Origin of the sequence: Niveispirillum irakense DSM 11586 (assembly GCF_000429645.1) — a bacterium.
Classification (GTDB): Bacteria; Pseudomonadota; Alphaproteobacteria; order Azospirillales; family Azospirillaceae; genus Niveispirillum; species Niveispirillum irakense.
This window is the reverse complement of record NZ_KE386935.1, coordinates 234001-252578: the sequence shown is the minus strand read 5'-3', so window position 1 is coordinate 252578 and position 18578 is coordinate 234001. Positions and strand designations below refer to the sequence as shown.

The following is an 18578-nucleotide window of genomic DNA, read 5'->3' as shown; positions in this document are numbered from 1 at the left end:
GCGAGGCGGACCAGCGCAGCCCGCAAGAAGCATATGATGGTATTGTCCGGCCAAGCCGCGACATGTTGGACAGAACATGATTGCCCCGGCGGGATTTGATCTATCGCAAAGCGGGGAGAAGGCGGCAGGCATAAGGTTGGGCCACAGGGTGGATTTGCCGCCCGAACTATTTTGTCGCCCGAACCCCCGAGACCCCCATGAACGGCCAATCGACATTGCTGGAAAAGGCGGCCGCCGCTGATGCGGCGCAGGCGGCCCATGCGCGCGCAGCCAAAGGCAAGGCCGGTGGCGGTGCTCCTCCCGGCAATAGCAACTCGCTCTATGCCGACCATGTGAAAGTCTATCCCAAGGCGGTGAAGGGCCGTTACCGCAATATCAAATGGGCCGTGCTGATCTTTTGTCTGACGGTCTATTATCTGGCGCCCTGGCTGCGCTGGGATCGGGGACCGGATGCCCCCAATCAGGCTTTGCTGGTCGATATGGGCGCGCCCCGCGCCTATCTGTTCAATATCGAGATATGGCCGCAGGAAGTCTATTTCATCACCGGCCTGCTGGTGCTGGGCGCGTTGGCCCTGTTTCTGGTCACGTCGCTGTTTGGCCGGCTCTGGTGCGGCTATGCCTGTCCGCAGACAGTATGGACCGACCTTTTCATGCTGGTGGAACGCTGGATCGAAGGGGATCGCGGCGCTCGCATCCGGTTGGACAAATCTCCCTGGTCGTTGAACAAGATCTGGCGCAAGCTGGCCAAGCATACCGTATGGCTGGCCATTGCGGTGGCGACGGGCGGTGCCTGGGCGCTTTATTTCAATGACGCGCCGACCTTCGTGGTCGATTTCTTCACCGGCAATGCCACGCTGAAGCAGTATTTCTTCGTCGGCCTGTTCACGGGCACGACATATCTGCTGGCCGGTTGGGCGCGCGAACAGGTCTGCACCTATATGTGCCCGTGGCCGCGTTTCCAGGCCGCCATGCTGGATGACCAGTCCATGGTGGTGACCTATGAGAGCTGGCGCGGGGAAAAGCGCGGGCCCCATAAGGCTGGGACAAGCTGGGAAGGCCGGGGTGACTGCATTGATTGCGGCCAGTGCATCGCGGTCTGCCCCACCGGCATCGATATCCGCGATGGTATCCAGCTTGAATGTATCGGCTGCGGCCTGTGTATTGATAGCTGCAACGAGATCATGGACAAGGTGGGCCGCCCCCGTAACCTGATCACCTTTGATACTGAAACCCGCCAGCAGGCGCGTGCAAAGGGCACGGTGGCGAAATGGAAGATCGTGCGGCCGCGCGTGGTGATCTATGCCACCCTGCTGGTCCTGGTCGGTGGCATCATGCTGGCCGGTCTGGCGATGCGCACCACAGTATCCGTCAATGTGCTGCGCGACCGTGCGCCTCTGTTTGTCACCCTGTCCGATGGCGACATCCGAAACGGCTATACGCTGAAGGTGCTGAACAAGCGGCGGGAAGCGGTGGATTTCACCCTGGCGCTGCAAGGTCTGCCGGCGGGCGCGCTGCTGACGGTGCAGGATATCGGCCAGGCCCGTGATGGGGAAAAGGTGATCCTGCCGGCCAAACCCGACAAGGTGGCCACATACCGTGTCTTCGTCACCCTGCCGCGCGGCACCGTGCGGGAGGAGAATACCGAGTTCGACTTCATCCTGACCAATCCCGCGCGCGGGGAAGGCGACAATTACCACGCCGTCTTCGTCGGCCCCCATTCCAGCAACCGGTGACAGATCATGACCATGATGGAAACTCCCCGCAAAAGCGCCTGGATTCCCTGGGTCTTCGTTGGTGCCATGGCGGTTGTCGTCGCGGTCAACGCGGTGATGGTCAGCTACGCACTCAGCTCCTTCTCCGGCCTGGCCGTGCCCAAGCCGTATGAGCGGGGGGTGAATTACAATCAGGTGCTGGCCCAGCAGCATCGCCAGGATGCGCTGGGCTGGCAGGTGAAAACGGTCGTGCGTGACCGCGGGCTGGAGGTGCGGGTGATTGGCCGCGATGATCAGCCGCTGGACGGGCTGATGCTGGAAGGGGAGCTGGAACGGCCCGTTGGCGGGGCGCAGGCAGTGACCCTGTCCTTCATGCCCGCCGGTGACGGCCGCTATGTGGCCTCGCTGGCTGATCTGCCGCTGCCCGGCCAATGGGATGTACGGGCCCGGCTGGCCCAGGGTGATGCGCAATATCTGCTGGTGGAAAGGGTTTTCGTCCCATGACCACTGTTCCCGCCCAGGCGGCACCGGCCACCTGCCGCCATTGCGGCCTGCCCGCCGCTGACGGTGAGGAGTTCTGCTGCACCGGTTGTGCCGGCGCCCATGCCCTGATCCATGAAATGGGCCTGGACGCCTATTATGCACGGCGCGAGGCGGCAGCCCCGCCAGCGACCACGGCGGAGGATTCCGCAATCCTGGATCTGGCCAACGCCACCCAGGCGCTGCCGGGCGGGGATTGCCAGATGCGGCTGGTGGTCGATGGGTTGACCTGCGGCGCCTGCGTCTGGCTGATCGAGAGCGCGCTGCGCCGGGAAGGCGATGTGCTGGATGCGCGCGTCAACCTGACCACCCGCCGGCTGTCGCTGCGCTGGCATGGTGATGCGGACCGGGCCAACCAGTTCGCGGCCATCCTGCGCCGTCTGGGTTACCGTCCCGCTGTGCCGGGGGCAGAAGGGGCGGATGCGCCCCAGGCCCGGTCTGAGCGGGAACTGGTGCGCTGCATGGCGCTGGCCGGCTTTTCTGCCATGAATATCATGCTGCTTTCCGTCTCCGTCTGGTCCGGCCATGCTGGCAGCATGGGGGAGGCGACGCGCACCCTGATGCATTGGCTGTCGGCCCTGATCGCCATTCCGACCGTGGCCTATGCCGGGCGCCCCTTCTTCCGTTCCGCCATCACGGCGCTGCGGGCCGGGCGCACCAATATGGATGTGCCGATCTCCCTCGGCGTCACGCTGGCCACGGTGGTCAGCCTGTGGGAGACGATGCGCCATGGCCAGCACGCCTATTTCGATGGCGCGGTCATGCTGCTGTTTTTCCTGCTGATCGGCCGGTTCCTGGATGCGCGTGCGCGGGGCCGGGCGCGGTCGGCAGCAGAACATTTGCTGGCGCTGGGCCGCACCCCGGTGATGGTGCTGGGCGAGGATGGCCATGCCGCGCCCATGCCGCCGGCCCAGGTTGCGGTGGGCGCCCAGGTGCTGGTTGCGGCGGGGGAGCGGATCGGCATTGACGGTGTGGTCAGCCAGGGCACATCCGATATCGACACCGCCGTGGTGACGGGGGAAAGCAATCCGCAGCCGGCAACGGTGGGCGACCGGGTTTTCGCCGGCATGGTCAATCTCAGCGCGCCTTTGCGCCTGACCGTGACGGCGCGGGGCGAGGATACGCTGCTGGCGGAAATCGTCCGCCTGATGGAAGCATCCGAACAAGGCCGTGCCCGCTTCGTCGCCCTGGCCGACCGGGTGGCGCGCAACTATACGCCCGTGGTGCATCTGGCTGCCTTGGGCACGTTCCTGACCTGGGTTTTTCTGGCTGGCCTTGAATGGCAACAGGCTTTGTTCATCGCCGTGTCGGTGCTGATCATCACCTGCCCCTGTGCGCTGGCGCTGGCTGTACCGGCGGTGCAGGTGGTGGCATCGGGCCGGCTGCTGCGCGGTGGCGTGCTGCTGAAATCCCCCACGGCGCTGGAACGGCTGGCCAAGGTCGATACGATCGTTTTTGACAAGACAGGCACATTGACCCTGGGAAGGCCGGAACTGCGTCCCGATGCCACCTGTGCCCCGGCTGATCTGGTCCTGGCGGCCAGTCTGGCGCGGGCCAGCCGCCACCCCCTGTCCCGTGCCCTGGCCCGGGCAGCCGGCCCTGGGCCGGTGGCGGAAGGGGTGCGGGAAATACCCGGTGCGGGGCTGGAATGGGATGGGCCGGAAGGACTGGTCCGGCTGGGACGTCGCGGCTTTGTCGGCCCCGTGCCGGCACCCGCCGCTGTGGCGGAAGGGCCGGAATTGTGGCTGGCCCGGCCGGGCCGCCCGCCGCTGCTGTTCCGCTTCGATGATGCGCCCCGGGCGGATGCGGTGACGGTGCTGGCGGCCCTGCGCCAGCGCGGCTATGCCATCGCCCTGTTATCCGGTGACCGGACGGAGGTGGTGTCGGCCATGGCCGACCGGATGGGCATCCAGGATTGGCGCGGTGGCGTCGATCCGGCCGGCAAGGCCGCTGCCCTTGCCGCCATGCGGGCGGAAGGTCGGCATGTGCTGATGGTGGGCGATGGGCTGAATGATGCGGCGGCACTGGCGGCGGCTGATGTCTCCCTGTCGCCAAGCAGTGCGGTGGATGTCGCCCAGACAGCGGCAGACGCCATCTTCCAAGGTGAGGCATTGACGCCGGTGGTGGAGTTGCTGGACGTGTCGCGCAAGGCCGAAAGGCTGGTGGCGCAAAATCTGGGTTTCTCGTTGCTCTATAACCTGTGCGCTGTGCCGATTGCCATGCTGGGCCATGCCACGCCGCTGATCGCCGCCATTGCCATGTCGTCTTCTTCGCTGGTGGTTTTGGGCAATGCGCTGCGCCTCTCGCGCAAGAAGGAAGGGCCGACAGCATGACGGCACTGCTTTTCCTCATCCCTATCGCGCTGCTGCTGGGGCTGGCCGGTCTGGTCGCCTTCATGTGGTCGGTGCGGAGCGGGCAGTTCGACGATCTGGATGGATCGGCGACCCGCATCCTTTTCGACGACGGGCGGCCTTTGCCGCCCGCCAAACCTGCAAACCATGAAGTCCCTAAGGAGAAATGACATGGGCAAGCGTATTTTCGCCACCTTCTGCATCGTGCTGGCCCTGCTGGGTCTCTATCTCGCCTCCCAGGCGCGCGATGATGGCATGTTCCTTGGCGGCATGCTGTTCTCGCTGTTCGGCGTGCTGGTCAATTTCTGGCTGATTGCCCAGGATGACCGGGACGAGTTGGCGAACCCGTCCCTGTGACGGGATACGCCCCTTGACCTTACCCCTGGGGGAAGCCCCAGATAAGGGGCGGACCCCGTTTGCAAGGTGATGTCATGGGCACAACCGCATCCCGGCACGACCAGCCGGAAACCATCCGCGAAATCGATCTGGCGTTGACCGGCGTGCGCTGCGCCGGCTGCGTCGGGCGGGTGGAAAAGGCATTGCGGCAGGTGCCGGGTGTGGTCAGTGCCGATATCAATCTGGCGACCAAGCGCGCCCATGTGCGGGCCGTCGGCACCGCTGACCCGGCCCTGGTCGATGCCGTTTCCGCCAGCGGTTATGGCGCCGATATCCTGGTTCCGGACGGGACGGGCGACGCCGATGCCGGCACAGCCGATCCCCACGCCCATCATGGTCACGACCATGCCGGGCATGGGGCGGCGGGGCAGGGCGGGTGGCGCGTGCTGCTGGCGGCGGCACTGACCCTGCCGCTACTGCTGCCCATGATGGCCCCGCTGGTGGGGCTGCACATCATGCTGCCCGGCTGGGTGCAACTGGCGCTGGCCAGCCCGGTCCTGTTCTGGCTGGGCTGGCAGTTCCATGCCGGTGCGGTGCGGGCGGCACGGGCCGGCCATGGTTCCATGGACAGTCTGGTTTCCCTCGGCACGCTGGCGGCCTGGGGCCTGTCACTTTACCTGTGGCTGGCGGCCCCCGCCGGCCATGAACCGCATCTCTATTTCGAAGCCGCGGCTGTTATCATCACTCTGCTGTTGCTGGGGCGATGGCTGGAGGCGCGCGCCCTGTCGCAGGCCATGGCGGCCATCGACGCGCTGGGCGCCCTGCGCCCGCGTACCGCCCGGCTGCGTCTGCCGGGCGGTGATGTTGATGTGCCCGTGGGACAGGTCCGGGTGGGGGACATGGTTGTTGTCCTGCCCGGTGCGCTGGTGCCGGTGGATGGCACGGTACTGGAAGGCATCTCCGACATTGATGAATCCATGATCACGGGGGAAAGCCTGCCGGTCACCCGCCGGGAGGGCGACCCGGTTACCGGCGGATCGGTCAATGGTGCCGGCACCTTGCTGGTGCGCACCCGCGCGGTGGGGGCGGACAGCACCCTGTCGCGCATCATCAAGCTGGTGGAAGGCGCGCAGATGGCCAAGGCGCCGATCCAGCGGCTGGCCGACCGGGTCTCCGCCATCTTCGTGCCCGTGGTGCTGGGGCTGGCGATCTTGACCCTTGCCGGCTGGCTGCTGGCGGGGGCGGGGATGGAGGCATCGCTGATCAATGCCGTGTCGGTGCTGGTCATTGCCTGTCCCTGTGCCCTGGGGCTGGCAACGCCGACGGCGCTGATGGCCGGGACCGGCGTGGCGGCCCAGGCGGGTATCCTGATCAAGGATGCCGCTGCCCTGGAACAGGCGCACCGCGCTGATACCATCATTTTTGACAAGACGGGCACCCTGACGGAAGGGCGCCCCACCCTGGCGGCCCTGCATCCGGCGGAAGGCCAAGACAGGGCGGAATTGCTGCGGCTGGCCGCCAGTCTCCAGGCCGGCAGTGAGCATCCGCTGGCGACGGCTGTGCTGACCGCTGCGCGTGACGAAGGGCAGACAGCGGAACCGACGCTCGATCAGCAGGCCCTGGCCGGGCTGGGGCTTGTGGCGACGGTTGCGGGACGCCCGCTGCTCTTGGGCAATGACCGGTTGATGCGTGACCATGGCGTTGCCATGGATGCGCTGGCTTCCGTCGCGGCGGCGGAAGCGGCTGCTGGTCGCACGGTAAGCTGGCTGGCGGAAGCCGGGCCCTCCCCGCATCTGCTGGGTCTGCTGGCCTTTGGCGATCCGGTGAAGCCGTCCGCGCGGGCTGCGGTGGCGGCGTTGAAAGCGGCGGGGCTGCGCACCCTGATGCTGACGGGCGACAATCAGGGTGCGGCCGACAAGGTGGCTGCGGAACTGGGCCTGGATCAGGCCATCGCCCATCTGCTGCCGCAGGACAAGGCCGCGCATGTGGCGCAGTTGAAGCGGGCGGGTGCATCGGTCGCCATGGTGGGTGACGGTATCAATGATGCGCCGGCCCTGGCGGCGGCGGATGTCGGTTTTGCCATGGCGACCGGCACCCAGGTTGCCATGCACACGGCGGGCATCACATTGATGCGCGGCGATCCGCTGCTGGTGGCCGATGCCATCGCCATTTCCCGCCGCACCTGGGCCAAGATCCGGCAGAACCTGTTCTGGGCCTTTGCTTATAATGTGGTGGGTATTCCGCTGGCGGCGTTGGGCCTGCTCAGCCCGGCGGTGGCGGGCGCGGCCATGGCCTTTTCCAGTGTCAGCGTCGTGTCCAATGCGCTGTTGCTGCGCCGCTGGCGGCCCCGGTCGCGGACTTGAACGGGGGATGCGCCATGAATATCGGTGAAGCGGCCAAGGCCGCCGGCCTCTCCGCCAAAATGGTCCGCCATTATGAGGAGATCGGCCTGATCCCGCCGGCGACCCGCACCGATGCCGGCTATCGCACCTATGGCCCGGCAGAGGTGCGGACCCTGCGCTTCATCCGCCAGGCCCGCCGGCTGGGTTTTTCCCTGGCCGAACTGCCGGCCCTTCTGGGGTTATGGCAGGATGGCGACCGCGCCAGCGCGGACGTGAAGGCGCTGGCGCTGGCCCATATCCGCGATCTGGACGCGCGCATCGCGGAACTGGAGGCAATGCGCAGCACATTGCGTGGGCTGGTGGCCCGTTGCCACGGGGATGACCGGGCGGAATGCGCCATCCTGGCCGCCTTGGACCCGGAAGCCTGAGGGGCGCCTCTTTTCTGTTCCATTGACAAGTGGTTCCTGTCGCGCATTAATCCTATTCCAGAAGTAGGAAATGCCCGCTGCCGCCCCTTGACGACAGGAGCCTTCATGTCCCTTCTCTTTCTCCCCCTGCGCCGGGTGCGGTTTTGAGCCGGCCCGCGGTTGCCATTATCGGGGCGGGGGCCAGCGGTGCGCTGACGGCGCTGCATCTCCTGTCCGATCCGGACGGTCCCCGGATTTTCCTGATTGAGAAACGTACAGGTTTTGGTGTCGGCGTCGCCTATTCCACCGGCAATGCCGATCATCTGCTGAATGTCCGCGCCGGAAACATGAGTGCGTTTCCCGACCAGCCGGATCATTTCGCCAACTGGCTGCGGGACCGGCATCCGGACCTGCTGGCCGCCGGTTTCGTGCCCCGGCGCGTTTATGGCACCTATCTGGCCGGTCTTCTCCGCGCCGCGGCGATGAGTGACAATGCCACCGGGCGGCTGATGCTGGTGAATGATGAGGCGGTGACCATCATCACCGGCCAGGGGCGGCCGCGTGTGCGGCTGGCCGTGGGGCGGGAATTGCTGGTCGATGCCCTGGTGCTGGCCACCGGCAATGGCGCGCCGGAACCACCGCATGTTCCCGATGGCGGGCTGGCGCGGTCACGGCGCTATATCGGCGACCCCTGGGCGCCGGATGCCTTCGCCCATGTCGCGCCGGAGGATAGCGTTCTGCTGCTGGGCACCGGCCTGACCATGGTGGATGTTGCGTTGAGCTTGAGGGCGGCCGGGCATGTGGGGCCAAAGCTGGCCATGTCGCGTCGGGGATTGCTGCCGCGTCGCCATGCGGCCCCTGCCACTATGGCCCCGCCGCCGCTGCCGCCTATCCCGCCGCTTCTGTCCCAGGCGCTGCGCCTGATCCGTACCCATCTGCGCCAGTATCAGGCCGCTGCGGGGGATGGGGCCGACTGGCGGGCCGTGATTGATGCCTTGCGCCCGATCACCCGGCCTTTCTGGCAGTCACTGGATACAGCGGCGCGGCGGCGGTTCCTCCGCCATCTGCGGCCATGGTGGGATGTGCATCGCCACCGGCTGGCCCCCATGGTGGCCGACCGGCTGGATGGGATGCTGGCGCGGGGCGAACTCTCCCTGCAATCGGGCCGGCTGCGGGCTTTCGCTGTGGAGGGGGTGGGCGCGCAGGAACTTGTTGCCGTGCGCTGGTGCCCCCGCGGTACGGCGCAGGATGCGGTGATGCGGGTCCAGCATGTGGTGAACTGCACCGGCCCTGGTGGTGATCTGTCCAAGGCGGGCCCGGCCATTATCCAGTCGCTGCTGGCGGCCGGGCTGGCCCGGCCCGATGCGCTGCATCTTGGCCTTGATCTGGATGGCGATGGCCGGCTGATCGCGGCGGATGGCTGTGCCGGACGTTTTTATGCCCTGGGCCCTGCGTCACGCGGCGCGTTCTGGGAGGTGACGGCCATTCCCGATATCCGGGTCCAGGCCCGTCAGGTCGCAGCAGCCATCTGCCGCGACCTGGGGTGAGAAGCCAGGAAGTGGCGGGGGGTCAGATCCCCCCGCCATCGCTGAACGCATAGATATCGTAGGAGGCGAGCGCCCGGCCGATATCGGTGATGGCCCGGTTGGCGGCGGGCAGGCGGCCGCCCATGGTGATGAAACCATGCACCATGTCGGGATAGGAGCGGTGCAGCACGGGCACGCCCGCTGCCGCCAGCCGCCCGGCATAGGCCCGCCCCTCGTCCAGCAGCGGGTCCAAGCCGGCAGTGATGATCACGGCTGGGGGCAAGCCGTCGAACCGGTCGGCCCGGAGCGGGGATACCTGCCAGTCGCCCTCAATATTCCGCCCGGCGAGATAATTGCTGACATAGGCCAGATAGGTCTTTCGCGTCAGCAGATAGCCGTCGGCACGGGTGAAATGGGACGGCAGGCTGGCGGAAAGGTCGGTGCATGGATAAATCAGCACCTGTGCCTTCAGGGCCGGCCCGCCTTCATTGCGGGCCTTCAGGGCCAGAACGGCAGCGATATTGCCGCCAGCACTATCACCGGCAACGCCGATGGCCAGCGGGTCGATGGCGAGCAACGGCGCATAGGCGGACAGCCAGCGCAGCGCGGCCCAGCCATCATCCAGGGCTGCCGGCCAGGGATGTTCCGGCGCCAGCCGGTAATCCACGGCGACAATGACATGGCCGGTGGCGATGGCCAGTTGGCGGCACAGCGTGTCATGGCTGTCCAGATCGCCCAATGTCCAGCCGCCGCCATGGAAGAACAGCAGCGCCGGCAGGGGCCGGAACCCGAAGGAGGGGCGGTAAAGCCGCAGCGCCAGCGGTCCAGCCGGGGTTGCAATGGTTTCCTCCCTTATGGAGGCGATATCCGGCACTGCCGGTCCCAGGGCCCGGCGCACGCGGGTGAAGATTTTACGCTCTTCGCCCAGATCGGTGCCGGTTGCGCTGCCAGCAATCAGGCTGACGACGGAGGCGACCTCCGGCGACAGGTCCGGCGCGACCGTAAAATTGGGCGCCGGTGGCACAAGACACAGACCGTTTCCCCGTGCGGCAGGGGCAGGCGATTGTGCGGTCACATTCATGCTCTTTCTCCTGATCGGACGGGGTACGGGAACCAAAATGTCCCGGCGGGCGGTTGCCCGCCGGGATAGGCTGCATCATCAGAAGCGCACGCGCGCCCCGCTGATGAAGCCATACACGTCACGGAAATCGGCCGTCGGCGTGTTGTATTCATGATTGCGGAAGCCGAGATAGAAGTCGGCGGCGAAGGCATCGACCGTCTGGACGTAGGACAGGCCCCACGCCTTGCTGTCGGCACCGGCGACGGCGAAATCTTCCTGCTTGTAGTAATCCACCGCGAAGGCGCTGTTGCCCAGGCTGGTCAGCTTGGCGATGTAGCCCAGCTTGCTGTACCAGAAATCGCTGTTGCGGGGGCCCAGGTCGCGCGTACCGGCGGCGCCCGTGACGTTGAAGCCGCTGGCGAACTTCACCGAGACCGAGCCGTTGGTCTGGGTATCGAAGCCGGTACGGCTCTTATTGTCGGCATAGCCGACGGCGGCTGCGATCTCTGTATCACCGACCTTGCCATTATAGCGGACAGCGCCATCAGCCGCACCGCCCTGGGTGACGCTGGTGGAAAGCTGGAAGCCGCCGCCAAAGCTCGGTGTGTCATAGCGCACGCGGTCTTCGCGGTGCAGGCCGTCGAAATTGTTGAAGGCGTTATTGACCGTCGGGCCATTGGCACGGGTCAAACGATTGCGGAAGGCAACGCCACCGAAGGACTGGCCGATATCACTATAGCCCAGCAGGGTGCCGGTGCCGGACAGATCGCTTTCGGACGAGGTATTGGTTGCCGTGTCGCCCTGGCCCACCCACAGGCGGCCGATGGCCTTGTGCTGCACCCAGAATTCGATCTTGCGTTCGTTCATACTGAAATTGCTGCCGCCATCATTGCCGATCCCGATATTGCGGGTGGAGGCGGAGCTGGCTTCCAGCTCGATATCCGTGCCGGCCGTCCAGTTATCATCCAGCTTGGCCTGGCCGGCCAGACGGATGCGGGAGGAAGCGGTGGCATTGTCGCCGTGCAGCGTATCGGTATCGAAGCCATCATCGACGAACAGGACGGAACGACCGATCTGCCCGGACAGGGTCAGCTTGACCTTGGAATTGCCGCTCTGGGTCACCTGCGGTGCCTTATAGGCATCGGCTGCGACCAGGGGCACATCCTTGATAACCGGCGGCGTGGCTTGGCCGGTGGCGGCGCCGGACACGGCGGCTGGGGCCTTTTCCAGCTTTTCAATCCGGGCCAGCAATTCCTGCACCTGGGCACGCAGGGCAGAAACCTCATCCGCATTCTGCGCCTGTGCGGGCAGGGCGGTGATCGTCAGTGCCGCGCCTGCCAGCAGCAGGGCGGTCAGGTTGACCTTCTTCATTCTTATCGACCCCTTCAGATTATTTGTTTTACAGCCGGCACACGGTTCTCCCTTTCCCAAGATCGGTGGGAATGGGGGTGTCCGGCTTATGGTTGGTTTGGTTCGGCCGTTAGGCGATCTGGCGACAATGGGCCATGACGTTGTGTCCTTCTTCCCTGATCGACACCACGAACCGTCGTGTCGCTTTAGCCTTTGGTGACGCGGCGTCAAGCTGAGCCCGATTCAAATGCCCGCGGAAGGTTCCACAACCTTCACCATCGACGTTGGCGCAAATTCCCCACATCGTCAATGGGGTTTAAGTTTTATTACAACATGAACGTCATGTTTTATTCGCATCATCAAAAAGGGGCGGTGCCCGGCCCGCCATCCTGGGGCAGGCCGGGTCGTACAGACGCAAGTTTTCCGGGGGTGGCTTCAGCCCTGTCCTGCGCTGAAATAGGCGTTCAGCGCATCCAGGAATTCGCCCATCGCCGCTTCCGCTGCGTCCGGGTCGCGCTTTTGGATTGCGGCAAGCAGTCGCTCATCGCATCCCAGCGTCATGGCGCGGTTTTCCGGCGACTGGTGGATCTGGTTGCGCATCATCTGGAACACGTCATCCACCATGCCCGCGCACCGGCTCAACAGCACATTGCGGCACATGGCACGCAGGCTGGCGCGGAACTGGTTGTGCGCCTCGATGAAGCTTTTGGCGCGACCTGTCTCGTGCGCTGTGCGGGCGCGGTTGAAGATGCGGGCCAGCGCCTTCACCTCTTCTTCCGTCGCATCGGTGGCGGCATGGCGGACCAGACGGCAATCCAGCAGGCGGCGCACCTCCAGCCGGTCGACCACATCTTTCTGCGTATCCAGCGGCACGATATAGCCGCGATCATGCGGGGCCAGCAGCCCCTCCCGCGATAATTGCAGCAGCGCCTCGCGGATCGGGGTGCGCGATACGCCATAGCGGGCGGCCAGATCCATCTCTACCAGCCGTTGCCCGGCCTTGAGCTGCTCGTTCTGCAACTCCTCCCGGATCTGCTGATAGACCTGATCGCGCAACCGTGTGCCCTGGCCGATGATGCGGCTGCCACGGACCATGCTTCCCCCACTAACCCTGCTGATCTTTGCTGCGCCTTTATAGACCGCCCGATCGGCGCCCGTATCCCCTTGTCCGAAAAACGTCCCGGCTTCAGCGCGATAAGGTGCTTTTCATTGTATACCGTATGCAATAATATCTGTTCGGAAGCCGCACCAAACCGGGCTTGTTTGCCAAGGTGTGGCGCAGGTCCCCGCATGTAAGACAAAATCCCAGCCCGCAAGGAGAATAGCCTTGGCTTATGAAACGATCACCGCCGCTCCCCTGACGCCGCGAATCGGCGCGGTGATTTCCGGCATCGACCTGTCCCAATCGCTGACCGATCAGCAGGTCGCCGACCTGAAGCAGGCGCTGGCCGACCATCAGGTTATCTTCTTCCGTGACCAGCGGCTGGACCCGGCGTCATTGAAGCGGCTGGGCCGTCATTTCGGGCCGCTGCAGGCTCATGCGTTGAAGGGCCTGCCCGACCATCCCGAAGTGCGTAAATTGCACGCGGATGAAAATTCCAAGCATGTGGCGGGGGAGGAGTGGCATACGGACATGACCTGCGCCACCGTGCCGCCCATGGGCAGCATCCTTTACATGCACACGCTGCCGACGCTGGGCGGGGACACCGTGTTTGCCAGCATGTATGCCGCCTATGATGCGCTGTCGGACCGGATGAAGGCCTATCTGGAAGGGTTGACGGCCACCCATGACGGCAAACTGGCCTTCGGCCGCTTCGACCCGACCGGCACATTCCCCGTGGCGGTGCATCCGGTGATCCGCACCCATCCGGTGACGGGGCGCAAGGTCATTTTCGTCAATCGCGGCTTTACCTCTCATATCAATGAGTTGGCAAAGCCGGAGAGCGAAGCCATCCTCCAGTTCCTCTATCGGCACTGCGAGGATAATTACTTCCAGGTCCGCTTCCGCTGGGAACCGCATTCGGTTGCCTTCTGGGACAACCGCTGCACCCAGCATCTGGCGATCTGGGATTATTACCCGCAGGTCCGTTCCGGTTTCCGCGTCCAGGTGGAAGATACGCCGGTTGAAGTGGCGGCCGCTGCGGAATGATCCGGGAAGGGGGCGCCTATATTCAAGGCGGCCCCCTTCGCCATTGGGTTCGGGTGGAGGGGATCAGGGCGTCCAGCCGGGCAGTGCGGCTGCCTGCCGGATCCAGTCTGCCATCAGCGCTTCATCCAGCGTTTCATCCTCGTGGATGTCGATCCAGCGCGCTTCCTTGCTGCGTTCCGTACCGCCGGGCGGGAGCGGATGCAGAGCTATGCCGTTGAAGAAGGTAACCTTCACATAGCGTGTCAGGACATGGAACGACAGGAACCAGCCCCGACCCTCCATGCCATAGAAGGGTGAGTTCCATTTTACCGCCTTGCGCACGTCTGGCACCGTCTGGACGATAAGCATGTCCAGGCGTCGGCCCAGATCGCTCTTCCAACCCGGCATGGCGGCGATATAGCGCTGCACCGGTATATCGCCATCACCCTTCGGAATTTGCGGATTGCCGCCCGAAAGTAATTTAACCGGCTTTGATTCCATTTCCCCGTTCCCATCTCCCATTGGCGTGTCACCCCCCGGATTTCATGCAATGGAAAGGGGATGATCGGCCCAGGTCGACTTCAAGGCAAGATGGAACAGACCCGAAGGCTGTTCCATCTCCCCTCCCTCAACGGGCGTTTACTTCGGTGCCCAGATCCAATCGATCCGGTCGTCGGGATAATGTTTGGGCGAAACCGGCTTCCAGTTGGCGGCATCATTCACATCACCGTGGCCCTTATAGGTGGCTACCGCCGGATAGGGATAGAGCGGGCGGGTGCGCACGATACGGTCCCCTTCGCGCTGGGTAGCCAGGATGCTGTCTGGCGCCCTGTTCTGTTCCACCCATTCCACCATGGCCGGCAACATGTCGAAACTGTTGGGCGCGTCGCCGCCGCGGCAATGGAACATGCCGGGCACCATGAAGACCCGCATCCAGTCCTGGGCCTTTTCCGGCCCGCCGGCGCGCGCCACGACATGGGCGTGATAGTCCAGCAGCGCATAGGGGGAGACGCCGGCATCGGCCCAGCCATGATAGACAATCAGCTTGCCGCCCGTTGCGGCAAAGCCAGAGAGGTCGGGTGCCTGATAGGGGGCCACGGGATCGTAAAGCGCGGCCTGGGCTTCCACCGCCGCGATGTCCTTGTTGAAATCGAAGCTGCGATAATCATAGTCGGCCGGCGGGTTTTCCGCGAAGGCGAGATAGCGCAGGTAGCCCTCGGCCAGCGCCCGGCGGCCGGCACCGCTCCAGGATAATTCGCTGCCCAGCGGCGTGGCGCCCGGCATCAAGGCCCGACCCCGGCTGTTGCGGGGGCCATCATACAAAGCGATGGCGGTCTTCACCTGTTCTGGCGTCAGACAGGCATCACCCTCCTGTCCCTCGGGGCAGGCCAGCGTTGTGGGGTCGAAATGGCAGGCGCGCGGGTCGGTGATGATCCCGTCCTTCAGCCCGTCCTTTTCATCACAGGCGGCCATCACGGCGTCTGCCAGCACCTTCAGCTTCGGCCGGGTGAATACTTCCGACCCGTCGGCGCGCAGCAGATGGTGTGCATCCCAATTATTGGCAATGGCCCCCAGCCGACCGGCGAAGGCGGGATCGCCGGCGATGATGCCGTCGAAATCATCCGGATAGCGCTGGGCGAGCGTCAATCCCTCACGCCCGCCCGTAGAACAGCCCCGGAAATAGGCGTATTCCGGCTGGGCGCCATAGAAGCGGGTGGCAATCGCCTTGCCCACCACGGCCATGGCATGGGTGGAGCGGCCCGCGAAATCAGTCCGAAGGTCCTGATCCGCGCCCCAGACCGGGTCCTTCGTCACCATGCCGACATGGCCCATATTATGGGCGGCGACGACGAAATTGGCGGCCTGGGCGTCAGCGCAGTTCTGGATATTGATCACGCCGCAGAAACCGCCGCAGCCGACCTGGAAATAGCGACCGTTCCAGCCCTGCATCGGCAGGCGGATTTCAAACTGGATTTGCGGCTGGATGGTGCCGGTAATGGCGCAATGTTCCGCCACGCCATCCTTGGCCGGAACCAGACTGGCCGACAGGATGGCGGTGGGGAAGTCGGCCAAGCGTGTGAAATCGGCCTTCGCCATGTCCTGGCAGGCCGTGGCGGCAGCGTGACTGCCCCCCGCCTTGGCAATGGGGGCCGCCGGTACCTGTGCCTGTGCCGACCCGATTGAGCTGCCTGCCGCCAGAAGGGCGGCGGCCAGCGCGATTTTGCGTGTGAAGGCTTGCATTCCGTTTCCCTGTTCATGCTGTCCAAGGTCGGTCGGGCCTTGCCCCGGCATACCCGTGCCGGCTGCTTTTTACAGCCATTTCCCCTGCCCGACGATGCCGCGGCGCAACAGTGCTTGCGGCAACTTACTTTGTCATACATCATACAGATTGACGAGGCGAGCGAATGCTGCATACTGAACACAGTATGCAAACAAAACAAATAAAACCACCAGGGAAAACAGAGGCTTACAGTCAAGGAGACTCGGGTATGAGCAAATTTCTGGCGCAAAATGCCAGCCGGCGGCCCCGTTTGAAGACACGCCTTCTCCAATGTGGTGCCCTCGCATGTGCATTGGCGGCAATTCCCGCCACCGCCTTCGCCCAGGATGAAGCCGGCGGGCTGATCCTGGAGGAAATCATCGTCACGGCGACCAAACGCGCCACGACCAACAAAGACACCCCTATCGCCATCGCCGCCGTTGCCGGCGATGCGATTGAAAAGAGCCAGGCTTTCAGTATGGAAAGCTTCGCCCGGTTGAACCCCTCCATCCAGATCAACAATCGTGGCGCTGGCGATAACCAGATCATTGTCCGCGGTATTTCCTCGGCCGGCAAGCCGACGGTTGGTCTTTATTTCGATGAGACGGTCATCACTGGGCTTGGTCTTGATGGTGGTTCCGATAACCAACCAAACATCCAATTGCATGATGTTGAGCGGGTGGAAGTGCTGAAGGGACCGCAGGGCACCCTGTTCGGCGCCAGTTCGATGAGCGGTACGGTCCGCGTCATCACCAACAAGCCGGTGATGAACGAGATGGAAGGCCGGGCCAGCATGTCGGTGGCCGGGGTCAAGGGGGGCAACAGCTTTTTCCAGGGGGAGGCGATGGTCAATGCCCCCATCGTGGAGGATAAGCTGGCGGCCCGCGCTGTGGTCTGGGGTGATAATGGGGGCGGTTATATCGACCAGGTCAGCGGCACGCGGTCGCTGAAGAACACCAATGACCAGGCCGTAAGCGGCGGCCGTTTCAGCATTAAGGCCACCCCGAACGAGCGGCTGTCCATCCTGCTGACCGCGTTGCATCAGAAGATCGATGTCGACGGCACGCAATATTATGATTATTCCGCCGGCCCCTATATTGCCGAGGCGGACACGCTCCAGCCCTTCAATGACAATACCGACCTTTACAGCGCGGTCATTGATTACAGCCTGGATTTCGGTACCATTACGGCGACCACATCCTATCTGGATCGTAATTTCTTCCTGGCGCGTGACAGTACACCGACGGCCCGGCGCTTCAATATCCCGGCCCTTCTCGATTACCATCAGGCCCAGGATCTCTCCAACTGGTCATCGGAACTGCGTTTCGCGTCTGATTTCTCCGGTCCGGTGCAGATTGTTGTCGGCGGCTTCTATGCCGAACAGCGGGCGGACAGCATCAGCGCCGCCTTGGTGGCCGACCCGGTTTCCGGTATGGCGCTCTGCCGGTTCCATGATGATTGCGTTGCTTCCGGACTGGCGCGGGACGATATCAATTCCGCCTATTCCAAGACCGCAATCGACCAATATGCGCTGTTCGCGGAAAGCAATTATCAGGTAACCGACCAGCTCACCGCCACGGCGGGTATCCGGTATTATGATGCCGATATCAAAGAGTATAAGGTCACAACCCAGAGCCTGCGGTTCCCCAGCTCGCCAATCCAGACGGCGCCGACTGTGGCGCTGGATGAAAGCACGGCGGAAGACAAGATCAGCTATAATTTCGCGCTGACCTATGCCGCCACGCCGGACACCAGCTTCTATGCCCGCGCGGCGTCTGGTTTCCGCCCCGGTGGCACCAATGATGCTGATGGCGCGGCGCAATATGGCGTCGTCGTGCCGGCGCGCTACACGTCGGATACGCTGTGGAACTACGAAGCCGGTGTGAAATCCTACCTGCTTGACCGGGCGGTGTTCGCCGAACTGTCCGTTTACCGGATCGACTGGTCCAACCAGCAGATTTCTGTCACCGATCCGGGCGGCACCTTCGCCTATATCTCCAACGCCGGCAAAAGCTATGTGAATGGCGTGGAGTTTCAGGTGAATGCCCGCGCGACGCAGGAATTGTCGTTCAATTTCGGCATCACCTACACCGACAGCAAACTGTCAGAGGATCTGCCGGATACGGCGGCAACGGGTGGCTTTGATGGGGATCGCATCCCTTATACGCCGAAATGGTCCTTCGGTGGGCAGGTGAGCTACGAGACAGACCTGACCCCGGATATCCAGGGCTATCTGACCTCCAACTTCAATTATCGCGGGTCGTCCTATAGCGAGTTCAACGACACCAACGATAATTACCAGCGGCTGGATGATTATTTCCTGCTGGGCCTGCGGGCGGGTGCGCGCTTTGGCACCTGGGATGCCAGCCTCTATGTCGAGAACTTGACTGACAAGGCCGCAGAGATTGGTTTGCGTGTCACGGGTGACGGTTACCGTGTCTATACCACCCGCCCGCGCACCATCGGCGGCACCCTTTCCACCACTTTCTGATCTAGAGTGGGGAAGCGGAAGTCCTGTTTCCTTTCAGGTTCGAGAGGAAACAGGCTCCGTCCCCTCTGCCAATTA

General features: G+C 64.0%; 15 protein-coding genes. 10 read left to right on the top strand and 5 right to left on the bottom strand.

What is annotated here, in order from left to right:
• Positions 1 to 197 precede the first annotated feature (197 nt).
• The 8 genes from ccoG to G473_RS0123110 all read left to right on the top strand — a co-directional run bounded on the left by ccoG (position 198) and on the right by G473_RS0123110 (position 9235).
• A complete protein-coding gene (gene ccoG / locus G473_RS28525; RefSeq protein ID WP_084438573.1) occupies positions 198 to 1733 on the top strand; it encodes a cytochrome c oxidase accessory protein CcoG in 1536 nt (511 codons plus the stop codon).
• Between the two features lie 6 nt (positions 1734 to 1739).
• Complete coding sequence (locus tag G473_RS0123140; protein ID WP_051330634.1) at positions 1740 to 2216, top strand: FixH family protein; 477 nt, start codon at positions 1740 to 1742, stop codon at positions 2214 to 2216.
• Complete coding sequence (locus G473_RS0123135; protein WP_029015059.1) at positions 2213 to 4585, top strand: heavy metal translocating P-type ATPase; 2373 nt, start codon at positions 2213 to 2215, stop codon at positions 4583 to 4585. Before G473_RS0123140 ends, G473_RS0123135 begins: the two co-directional genes overlap by 4 nt.
• Complete coding sequence (ccoS, locus tag G473_RS0123130; RefSeq protein WP_029015058.1) at positions 4582 to 4773, top strand: cbb3-type cytochrome oxidase assembly protein CcoS; 192 nt, start codon at positions 4582 to 4584, stop codon at positions 4771 to 4773. The genes G473_RS0123135 and ccoS overlap by 4 nt, the downstream gene beginning before the upstream one ends.
• 1 nt (position 4774) lies before the next feature.
• The gene (locus tag G473_RS0123125; protein ID WP_029015057.1) at positions 4775 to 4960 is read left to right on the top strand and encodes a hypothetical protein; all 186 of its coding nucleotides are present in this window, start codon (positions 4775 to 4777) and stop codon (positions 4958 to 4960) included.
• A 74-nt stretch (positions 4961 to 5034) separates the two neighbouring features.
• Complete coding sequence (locus tag G473_RS28520) at positions 5035 to 7302, top strand: heavy metal translocating P-type ATPase (RefSeq protein WP_051330633.1); 2268 nt, start codon at positions 5035 to 5037, stop codon at positions 7300 to 7302.
• A 14-nt stretch (positions 7303 to 7316) separates the two neighbouring features.
• Complete coding sequence (cueR, locus tag G473_RS0123115; RefSeq protein WP_029015056.1) at positions 7317 to 7709, top strand: Cu(I)-responsive transcriptional regulator; 393 nt, start codon at positions 7317 to 7319, stop codon at positions 7707 to 7709.
• A gap of 143 nt (positions 7710 to 7852) precedes the next feature.
• Positions 7853 to 9235, top strand: a complete 1383-nt coding sequence (locus G473_RS0123110; RefSeq protein WP_029015055.1) for an FAD/NAD(P)-binding protein — start codon at positions 7853 to 7855, stop codon at positions 9233 to 9235.
• A 22-nt stretch (positions 9236 to 9257) separates the two neighbouring features.
• Here G473_RS0123110 and G473_RS28515 read toward each other — a convergent pair whose 3' ends face one another.
• From G473_RS28515 to G473_RS0123095, 3 genes are all read right to left on the bottom strand, one after another.
• Complete coding sequence (locus G473_RS28515) at positions 9258 to 10295, bottom strand: alpha/beta hydrolase (protein ID WP_051330632.1); 1038 nt, start codon at positions 10293 to 10295, stop codon at positions 9258 to 9260.
• Positions 10296 to 10373: 78 nt separating this feature from the next.
• Positions 10374 to 11645: a porin gene (locus tag G473_RS0123100; protein ID WP_029015054.1), complete on the bottom strand. Its 1272-nt coding sequence runs from the start codon at positions 11643 to 11645 to the stop codon at positions 10374 to 10376.
• A 414-nt stretch (positions 11646 to 12059) separates the two neighbouring features.
• Positions 12060 to 12719, bottom strand: coding sequence for a GntR family transcriptional regulator (locus tag G473_RS0123095; protein WP_051330631.1), 660 nt, complete (start codon positions 12717 to 12719; stop codon positions 12060 to 12062).
• Positions 12720 to 12951: 232 nt separating this feature from the next.
• Between G473_RS0123095 and G473_RS0123090 the strand changes: the two genes are divergently transcribed.
• Positions 12952 to 13773, top strand: coding sequence for a TauD/TfdA dioxygenase family protein (locus G473_RS0123090; RefSeq protein ID WP_029015052.1), 822 nt, complete (start codon positions 12952 to 12954; stop codon positions 13771 to 13773).
• A gap of 63 nt (positions 13774 to 13836) precedes the next feature.
• On the opposite strand, the gene G473_RS0123085 is transcribed toward G473_RS0123090, so the two are convergent.
• A complete protein-coding gene (locus tag G473_RS0123085) occupies positions 13837 to 14253 on the bottom strand; it encodes a DUF1801 domain-containing protein (protein WP_245580292.1) in 417 nt (138 codons plus the stop codon).
• 138 nt (positions 14254 to 14391) lie between these two features.
• The gene (locus tag G473_RS0123080) at positions 14392 to 15993 is read right to left on the bottom strand and encodes a tannase/feruloyl esterase family alpha/beta hydrolase (RefSeq protein ID WP_029015050.1); all 1602 of its coding nucleotides are present in this window, start codon (positions 15991 to 15993) and stop codon (positions 14392 to 14394) included.
• 248 nt (positions 15994 to 16241) lie between these two features.
• On the opposite strand from G473_RS0123080, the gene G473_RS0123075 reads away from it, so the two are divergent.
• On the top strand, positions 16242 to 18503 hold the full coding sequence (locus G473_RS0123075; protein WP_029015049.1) for a TonB-dependent receptor: 2262 nt from the start codon (positions 16242 to 16244) through the stop codon (positions 18501 to 18503).
• Positions 18504 to 18578: the final 75 nt, after the last annotated feature.